Origin of the sequence: Xanthobacter pollutisoli, from assembly GCF_040044995.1 — a bacterium.
In the GTDB taxonomy this organism is placed as follows: domain Bacteria; phylum Pseudomonadota; class Alphaproteobacteria; order Rhizobiales; family Xanthobacteraceae; genus Xanthobacter.
In genome coordinates, this window is the sequence record NZ_JBDZDP010000072.1 from 1 (window position 1) to 1,269 (window position 1,269).

2 protein-coding genes are annotated in these 1,269 nt (G+C 59.2%); one reads left to right on the forward strand and one right to left on the reverse strand.

Features of this window, described 5'->3' with window-relative positions; translation table 11 throughout:
* Positions 1-629, forward strand: a 629-nt coding sequence (locus ABLE93_RS26895) for a hypothetical protein (protein ID WP_348842721.1), incomplete at its 5' end; no start/stop codon positions are given.
* Between the two features lie 69 nt (positions 630-698).
* Here ABLE93_RS26895 and ABLE93_RS26900 read toward each other — a convergent pair.
* The coding region (locus ABLE93_RS26900; RefSeq protein WP_348842722.1) for a PIN domain-containing protein at positions 699-1,269 on the reverse strand (571 nt) is incomplete at its 5' end.

The window sequence follows — 1,269 nt, forward strand, 5'->3', positions numbered from 1 at the left end:
ATGTAAGTGACTCGGGTCACGCCAGCATGCAGTGGGCAGCCTTCAATTCAACACGATATGAATTGACCCGGATGGCGTCACGGACCAGGTTAGGTCCCTGGCAGGTTGATCGAGGGTATATCCCTGACATGGTCCGATCGACCAGCGCCGCTATGACGGCCATCTTCGATGCTGATCAAGCCGACCGCCTCGATCCGGCGCACATCGATTGGAAAGTCGTCTCCCCTGCCGATCGCGCCCGGCGAGAACAGACGCAAGCACTGCTAGATAGTGGGCAATTGTCGAGCGGCGATGATTTTTATCATGCAGCGTTTGTTTTTCAGCATGGTGATAAGCCCGATGATTTTATGAGGGCACACGCACTGGCGATGATCGCGATTGCACGCGGACGCCCAGACGCGACGTGGATCGGAGCGGCAACCCTCGACCGCTATCTTCAACACAGCGGTCGTCCGCAAATATACGGGACGCAGTTTACCCGGCCAGCCACTGAATTTACACAGGAGCCGTACCAACGCGCCCTACTGTCAGATGCCATTCGCAAGGCCAGCAATGTTCCAACTTTAGCCGCGCAGGAAGATCAGCGCACGGCATGGGATCGTCGAATGCCACTTAAAAAGACACCCTAATCATTGCTGACTGGTGCGAATGGTACGGAGCCCGCCATTCCCAGAATACCATCGTTTTCGGGACGATGGTCAGGTGTCGCGATCTTGTTTCGGCTTTCGGATCGACATGGTAGCGACTTGGGGATTGGCGGTGGGAGCCACGTCAACGATGCGCTGCCATACGTCCTCCGCGCTGCTTACGATCCCGCGCCGCTCGGCTAGTTCGAGAAAGGCGCGCGTGGTCAGTACGTCCGTTGCCATATCCAGCCCCGTTTCGCGGACGAAGCGCGGAATCTTGCCGTTCTCATAGACGATGAGGATGCTGGCATCGCTATGGTAGTCCACATAGCTTCCCAGCCACTGCATGATTGCCAGTTCGCCGGAATCCTTGGCGCGTGTGGTGGGATCGACGGTGCGAGCCTTAGCAAACAGCCTGCCGATCTCGGTCGAGGCGACCAGCACCGGCGCGTTGCTGTCAGGCCTCTGCCCCGCATCGAGCCAGTCCTGTATCTCCTGCGCTCCGGGCTTGGTCATGTCCTGCGTCGCCTCGAACGCGACCATATCGGCCACCACTACACGCCCGCCGATCTGGTGGAGCAGGTGCAGGGCATCGGTCTGGGCCAGATGGATCAGCGGGCCGGTGTCCGGCACGATCACGTCG